5 protein-coding genes are annotated in these 7,773 nt (G+C 43.0%); all 5 read right to left on the bottom strand.

Going from position 1 to position 7,773, the window contains the following annotated elements; genetic code table 11:
* On the bottom strand, positions 1-334 hold a 334-nt coding region (locus HMPREF9007_RS12405; RefSeq protein WP_008761686.1), incomplete at its 3' end, for an IS1182 family transposase.
* A gap of 164 nt (positions 335-498) precedes the next feature.
* Positions 499-3,087 carry a DNA mismatch repair protein MutS gene (gene mutS / locus HMPREF9007_RS12410; RefSeq protein ID WP_032850453.1) on the bottom strand — a complete coding sequence of 863 codons (2,589 nt, stop codon included), beginning with the start codon at positions 3,085-3,087 and terminating at the stop codon, positions 499-501.
* Positions 3,088-3,460: 373 nt separating this feature from the next.
* Positions 3,461-4,330, bottom strand: coding sequence for an AraC family transcriptional regulator (locus HMPREF9007_RS12415; RefSeq protein ID WP_008761684.1), 870 nt, complete (start codon positions 4,328-4,330; stop codon positions 3,461-3,463).
* A gap of 24 nt (positions 4,331-4,354) precedes the next feature.
* Positions 4,355-5,230 (bottom strand): DMT family transporter, encoded by an 876-nt coding sequence (locus HMPREF9007_RS12420; protein ID WP_008761683.1) that lies wholly within the window; start codon positions 5,228-5,230, stop codon positions 4,355-4,357.
* 183 nt (positions 5,231-5,413) lie between these two features.
* Positions 5,414-6,853 carry a sialate O-acetylesterase gene (locus HMPREF9007_RS12425; RefSeq protein WP_032850399.1) on the bottom strand — a complete coding sequence of 480 codons (1,440 nt, stop codon included), beginning with the start codon at positions 6,851-6,853 and terminating at the stop codon, positions 5,414-5,416.
* Positions 6,854-7,773 lie beyond the last annotated feature (920 nt).

The following is a 7,773-nucleotide window of genomic DNA, read 5'->3' as shown; positions in this document are numbered from 1 at the left end:
CACGGTTTCGAAAACGGTTGATGGTAATAAAATCCGGATGTTCATTACCGGAAAGCCAGATATAATGAATATCACGTAGGAGAAGCTTCTCTATTTTGCGGCACGAATAGATATTGTTCATGTAGGCGTAGATAATCACCTTAAGCATCATTTTAGGATGATAAGGACAACGACCGGTTGCTTTATAAAGCTTCTTGAAATTGTCAAGATTGAGATTATCAACAACAGTATTAACTATGCGAACCGGATCGTTCGCTGCTATGTTTTCATCAATTCTTCCGGGAAAAAGAACTGTTTGGTTGGGAATGTAAGGACGAAAATGTAACTTTGCCATAACGAAAAACTTTATGCCTAAAGATACAAAAACTTTGGGTAATAACAAAGCCCGGGCTTGTGAAAGTCTGGGCTTTGTGCATAAAAAAAGGTTGTGCCAGCGTTTTGACACAACCTCAATAGTACCGGCTTATTAGTCAGCCCCCGCATAAGTTATATCAGTTTTTATTTGCCTCTGACTATCTTCTTTATATCGTTCAGTTTATTCAGCGCCTCAATCGGAGTAAGGTTATTCACATCCAGATTCAGTATCTCATCCCGAATCTGACAAAGTATCGGGTCGTCCAGCTGGAAGAAGCTGAGCTGCATACCGCTTCTGTTTTCACTTACTTCCGCCAATGGTTTGCCGGAAATACCTTGCTGGCGGTTGTCCGATTCCAGTTGCTTCAATATAGTATTTGCACGTTTCACAATACTCTTCGGCATACCTGCCATCTTTGCTACATGGATACCGAAGGAGTGTTCGCTTCCCCCGCGCTCCAATTTACGGAGGAAAATCACTTTATTATCCACTTCCTTCACAGACACGTTATAGTTCTTGATGCGTTTGAAGGATTTCTCCATCTCATTCAGTTCATGGTAGTGCGTAGCAAACAGTGTGCGGGCTTTCGCTTTCGGATGTTCGTGGATATACTCGACAATTGCCCAGGCAATGGAAATACCGTCATAGGTAGACGTACCACGTCCCAACTCATCAAATAACACCAGACTTCTGGAAGAGACATTATTCAGAATATCCGCAGCCTCATTCATTTCCACCATAAAAGTAGATTCGCCCACCGAGATATTATCGCTGGCACCTACACGGGTGAAAATCTTATCTACCAGACCGATGTGGGCACTCTCCGCAGGAACAAACGAACCGATCTGCGCCAACAGCGTAATCAGTGCCGTCTGACGCAAGAGCGCAGACTTACCGGCCATGTTGGGACCGGTGATAATGATAATCTGCTGCGTAGTGCTGTCCAGCATCACGTCATTGGCAATATACTTCTCACCAATCGGAAGCTGCTTTTCAATCACAGGGTGACGTCCCTGACGGATATCCAGTACATCATTGTCCTCAATAACCGGACGGATATAATTATTCTCACGTGCCACATTAGCGAAAGACAACAGACAGTCCAGACGGGCAATCTGATTCGCATTAATCTGTATCTGCGGAATAAACTCCGTCAATGCCTGCACCAAATCAGTATATAACTGAGTCTCCAACACGAGAATCTTATCTTCGGCTCCCAGAATCTTTTCTTCGTAAACCTTCAGTTCCTGCGTAATATAACGCTCCGCATTGACCAGTGTCTGCTTACGAATCCATTCCTGCGGAACTTTATCCTTATGTATATTGCGGACCTCAATATAATAACCGAATACATTATTGTAAGCTACCTTCAGACTCGGAATACCTGTCTGCTCACTTTCACGCTGCTGTATCTGCAACAGATAGTCTTTGCCGGAGTATGAAATACGGCGTAATTCGTCCAGTTCCTCATTCACACCATCTTTAATCACGCCCCCTTTGTTGATCAATAAAGGAGGGTCATTATTGATTTCTTTGGCAATCCGGTCGCGAATAGAAATACAAAGATTCAGCTGTTCGCCTATCCGGTTCAAACTTGCGTTATCCGCTTCAAGACAAGCCTGCTTGATCGGTTCAATAGCCTGCAAGGCAACCTTCAACTGTACCACCTCACGTGGCGACACACGTCCTACGGCTACTTTAGAAATGATACGTTCCAAGTCTCCTATCAGATGCAACTGCTCCTCAATCAGCTCTTTAAAATCCGGCTGGCGGAAGAAGTATTCCACCACATTCAGTCGGTCGTTGATCGGCTTCTCATCTTTCAACGGGAAAACCATCCAGCGTTTCAGCAGGCGGGCTCCCATCGGACTGATGGTACGGTCGATCACATTCAGCAAACTGCTGCCGCCATCATTCATGCTGCCGATCAGCTCCAGGCTGCGGACTGTAAACTTATCCAGACGCACATACTTATCCTCCTCGATACGGGCAAGGGAAGTAATGTGACCGATCTGCGTATGCTGTGTCATCGTCAGGTATTGCAGGATAGCACCGGAAGCAATGATACCATTCTTCAGGTGCTCTACCCCGAATCCTTTCAGATTCTTTGTCTCAAAATGTTTCAGTAGTTTCTCACGGGCAGTGGATTCGGTAAATACCCAGTCGTCCAGTTCGAATGTGAAGAACTTGCTGCCAAAGTTACCTTCAAACATCAGGCGTTTGCCCCGTTCGAAAAGAATCTCTTTCGGTCCGAAGTTATTCAGCAATTTGTCTACATAGTCAAAGGGACCTTCGGCGGTGAGGAACTCACCGGTAGATATATCAAGAAAGGCAACTCCACAGGAAGCCTTTCCGAAATGGACGGCAGCCAGGAAGTTATTCTCCTTATAATTCAGTACGTTATCATTGATAGATACACCGGGGGTAACCAACTCGGTAATACCTCTTTTCACCAGTTTCTTCGTCAGTTTCGGGTCTTCCAGCTGGTCACAGATAGCTACACGCTTTCCGGCACGAATCAGTTTCGGAAGATATGTATCAAGCGCATGATGGGGAAATCCTGCCATCTCGATAGTCTTTCCTTTTCCATTGGCGCGTTTTGTCAGTGTGATTCCTAAGATTTCGGATGCAACAATGGCATCGGTAGAATATGTTTCATAAAAGTCACCGCAACGAAACAGCATCACTGCATCCGGATGTTTGGCTTTCAAATCCAGAAACTGTTTCATCATGGGGGTAAGCACGATTTCTTCCTCGTTCACGGTTCGCTCCTTTTCTTTTTTGTTGAGTGAATAATGAAATTAACCTTGCAAAGATAACTGTTTTTCGTCAGAGAATCAACGGAATTTCCCGTTTCAATTTTCACAATTAGTGTTGCATCCTTTTAAAAAAGAAGGGTATATTTCTTAACAAGTAAAGGAAAACTATTAAAACGTGTTATAAAACATACTATTTTACTTGGATAATTTGCTAATTTCCCAAGAGTCCGTATCTTTGCAATGTGTTTTTCATAGTATTAGATTTAAGGTTAACAAAGGTTGGGTCAAGGCGTTGACCCTTTTTTTATGTCCATACGCCCCGTTTGCCTCTTTCCTTCATTCATTTCTATTCAGCCAGCATCATCTTTTTATAGTAAGACGGAGTGAATCCGGTATGCTTCTTGAATGACTTATTAAAATGAGAAATCGTATCAAATCCGCACTCTACACTGACCTGTGAGATATTCATATCGCCCATGAGCAGGAGTTTACACGCATATCCTATCCGCATCTCCAATATGTAATTCTTGAATGATTTCCCCGTTTTGCTCTTAAAGAAGCGGCAGAATGCAGCAGGATTCATAGCTGCCAGAGAAGATATTTCATTCAGATCAATCTGCCGTGTATAGTTCTTATTCAGGTAAGCTATGATTTTGTCTATTCTCGACCCGTCGTAGATAATATCATTTTCGAAGTCGGAAGTCGATAGCACAGACCGTGAAGCGACGTTTGCCATTTCTTTCAGAAGTTGCAGGAAAGAAGTGATCTGATCGACTCCTGTCTCCACCGGAATCGATTCAAGCAAATCAACCAGCCGCGGGGAGCATCCTGCGGGAAAGTAAATTCCCCGTTGCGCCTCTTCAAGCAGGTTCTTTATCTTCATAAAATGGGGATAATAATTGAAAGCGTGGTGCATGAAGTCCTTTTCAAACTGAATGATAGTCCCTGTTGTCCGAAGCGTACTGCCTTCTTGCTGATACACCTCATCGCTCTTCATATAATGAGGCAGGTCGGAGCCCAACAGAAGAATATCACCATCGGCATATTTCTCCGCGTTATTTCCTACAAAACGCATTCCCGTGCCCTCCTTGACATAGATAATCTCATACTCCGTATGGAAATGCCACGGGTAAGTAAAATAAGGATAATCATAAAAACGAGCTTTCAAAGGAGACGACTTCGATATAGGAAGCTGCTCATTCATCATTTTTCTCATAATCTACTTTATTTCTTATCTACTCTATTTCTTTTCAGCCCAATATACCCCGCAGACAATACAAGCTGCGCCGCCTAAAGCGACTAACGTAATCTTCTCATCCAGAATAAGGAACGATGCAATCATCGTGACCAGAGGATTGAGATAAATATAATTGGATGCCCGTACCGTTCCCAACTGTTTTAACACCACATTCCAGAGTACATAGCAGATCAGCGAAGCCAATACGGCCAGAAACAGTAGGTTGAACAGCACGGCAGGCTGAAGAAGTACGGCGGTATCGGGCTGTAGGGGATGCAGGAGGAAGGCAGGCAGAATCGTCAGTACTCCGTAAAAGAAAATCTTGCGGGTGATAAATATGGTAGGATAACGCCCGGCCATCTTTTTAATAATCAGACTATAGAATGCCCATGATAATGCGGCAAGCAAGGTCAGCAGATCGCCTATAGGAGATATTTTGAGCACAAAACTGCCATTAAAGACAATCAGCCCTACTCCCATCAATGCCAGCAGGGAACCGTATATCAGTCCTTTCGATGCCTTTTCACTTTTATAGAAAAGCAGGGAAAGGATAGTAGTCAGCAAGGGAGCCGTGCAGATGATAAACGATACATTCGACGCCTGGGTGATGCCTAAAGCGGTATTCTCTGTAAAGAAATAAAGGGAGCCACCGAATATACCGCCTGCTACCAGCCACAGTTCATCTTGCCAGTTATTGGTGAACAGACGTTTGGGAGAAATTACCCAGATGCCAAGGTATGCAATCAGAAAACGGTAAAAGAAGATTTCCTGAGGTGTCAGCCCGTGGTTTATCAATACTTTAGTCGAAATGAATGTCAGTCCCCAGATAGCTACTGTTAGTATGGCAATCAGATGATAGTACCCATGCTTTAGTTCCATAATTATGGTTTTAATGAGAATGCAAAGATACAGGGATTCATGGATATACCCACTGACTTTGATAGATATATTTTCAACAAAATTTCGCCGAAAGAGAACCGGTTATACATCCGGATATAACAAGAAAGCGAATATCCGGATGTCTGATAAAATAGCCGTATCTATTCAGGTAATCATCTGCTTTTACCAGTTATCCGTCCGGAAAGGTGCCGCGGGGATGCCATGAATACTGAAAATACTTGCTTCCACATAATTCTTATACGCATACCGCACGGCAACGAGATGAGGGACTTTGTCACTCGAAACCGCCAGTCGGGCAGTCGTAGTTTCTATTTCGGCAAAAGCCGGATAGAATACTTTATCCTCCCCCGCAATCTCAAATCCTTTAAGAGATGTCCACATCGGGCTTAGGCCGCGTTGGGCATTGTCGAAGTTTATATAGATTTTATTCTCCTGTATCTCCATCGATTTATAAACAGGAGGAGCGTATCCGAATCCTTTCATGCCGTAGGTCTGCGCCAATGCCCAATACGCCAGTCGGTTCCCTACCGTCTCCTTGTCTACGGGATGGATGAAAACAGGGTGGCCGACATCCATCGTCGTAACCATGCCGCTATTTGGTATATCCTTCATATTCTGCAACTGGACCTCACGCAGGCGGGCAGCCGATGTACCGTCGGCTCCTTCGTAATCGAAAGGCGCTATCTGCACAAAGTAGAAAGGAAGTTCGCCCCTGCCCCATTTCGCACGCAAGTCAGCCACAAAGGCAGGCATAAGGCTCTGGTAAAGATCAGCATTGTCACGGTTGCTTTCGCCCTGATACCACAAGAAGCCTCTCACTGCAAAATTAGTCAAAGGAGCTATCTTGCCATTGTAGAGTACACACGGAGTGGCGGTAGGATTCTTCACTTCAGCATCGTTATCGAGGATGGAAAGATCAATGCTACTAAAAGGCTTTATGGATTCTCTGCTCATCCATGCCTCTATTTTTGATCCTCCCCACGTAGAAACGACGATGCCGACCGGAACTTCCAGCACTTCCTGTATATAACGTGCAAAATAATAAGACACGGCGCTGATATGGGAAACGTTTACCGGCGTATTTTCCAGCCATTCGCCCTGGCAGTCCTCCACAGGCGTTTTACTAAACTGGCGTACCCATCTCCCATCCTTTGAATCTGTAGTATACATTCGGATAGGCGTGGATGGTTTGGCTTTGGCAATAATGTCGTTCGTCCCTCTGACCGGTTGCCGGTCGAAACCGCCCATCGGCATCTCCATATTCGATTGTCCCGAACAGAACCAGACTTCACCGATCAGTACATTCTGCAACGTCAGTAATTCGCCGTCATTGAAGATGATCTTGTAAGAGCCTCCCGCAACAGGGGTAGATACTGTTAACGACCAGCCTCCCTTGCCATCCGATGAGGATTTATATGTCTGCCCGTTCCACGAAGTCTTCACCGTTACAGTAGCATTGGGACGGGCTTTTCCCCATAGTTTGACTTCTGCTTGCTGCTGTAATACCATATTATCTCCGAGTATGGAAGGTAATGTCACTTTAGCCTCACTTTTCATTGAAAAAGCAAGAGCTAAGAATAAAAAGCTGATAAGATATTTCATATATATATTTAATTTATTTATTCGGTTAGTTACAACAGGATTGACCAATCTTCGGAATATATCCTACCGGAGGAGGTAGTCGGAATGAGATAAACTTTAGCTTGTTATTCCAATAGTCTCTCCTTTTTTGCGTTTCAGCAAAGAAGGATGTAAGAAGCATTGTTAATAGTACCAGCAACTTTTTCATTTATTAGAATTTTATGATAACTGGCACAAATGTAAGTCCCGCTAGTTAATTTAGTAATTAATTTGCAATTAATTCGAGGAGAAAATAAAGGATATAGGTTGGAAAAAATACTTTTTAGTCGGTATCCAGGCTAGTTTAACGTTTATTTAAAGGCTTTTTCAGCTAACACTCTAAAAAGATTATCCCGACAGGACTTCAACTATAACCAGTATACACTCACATTTTATCCATATTCTTTGTATTATAAACGATCAAACAATCCTCCCAAAATATACTCACATTAATACGTATATAATAATACCAAATGAAAGAAACATATTATCCAAAAGTCTAACGAAAAAGAGATTCTTACAGATAGAAGCGCTCGTTTGTAAACAAATCACCACTATCAAAACAGTCCTATTAATATATCATATTTTTACCACATAAAGAAAGGAAGAGAACTTTACTCAAAAAAAGTTTTCTCCCTTTCTTACACTACACCCCCGGAATCGAATAAACTCCTTCATCGTTTTTAATAAATAACGAGAGAGTTTATTATAAACGGTCCCCAAGTTTATTATAAACTATTTTTAGGCGTTTCCAGCGGCCTCAATAGAATTATTATAACAAAAATGGGCAAGAACCTTCGCAGTTTCTTGCCCATTCGTTATCCTGGCTATGCAATTCTGCACATCCACCTATTGAACTTATGTTATAATTTTTATATATCCTATCATTACTATTCCGTTTT

This window comes from Bacteroides sp. 1_1_14, assembly GCF_000162515.1.
In the GTDB taxonomy this organism is placed as follows: domain Bacteria; phylum Bacteroidota; class Bacteroidia; order Bacteroidales; family Bacteroidaceae; genus Bacteroides; species Bacteroides thetaiotaomicron.
The sequence above is the reverse complement of the archived record's forward strand: the minus strand, read 5'-3'. Positions and strand labels throughout refer to the sequence as shown.

Excerpts from the sequence above, each read along its gene's own strand:
- mutS (WP_032850453.1), bottom strand. The coding sequence starts at position 3,087 with ATGATGAAACAGTTTCTGGATTTGAAAGCCAAACATCCGGATGCAGTG.
- HMPREF9007_RS12415 (WP_008761684.1), bottom strand. The coding sequence starts at position 4,330 with ATGAGAAAAATGATGAATGAGCAGCTTCCTATATCGAAGTCGTCTCCT.
- HMPREF9007_RS12420 (WP_008761683.1), bottom strand. The coding sequence starts at position 5,230 with ATGGAACTAAAGCATGGGTACTATCATCTGATTGCCATACTAACAGTA.
- HMPREF9007_RS12425 (WP_032850399.1), bottom strand. The coding sequence starts at position 6,853 with ATGAAATATCTTATCAGCTTTTTATTCTTAGCTCTTGCTTTTTCAATG.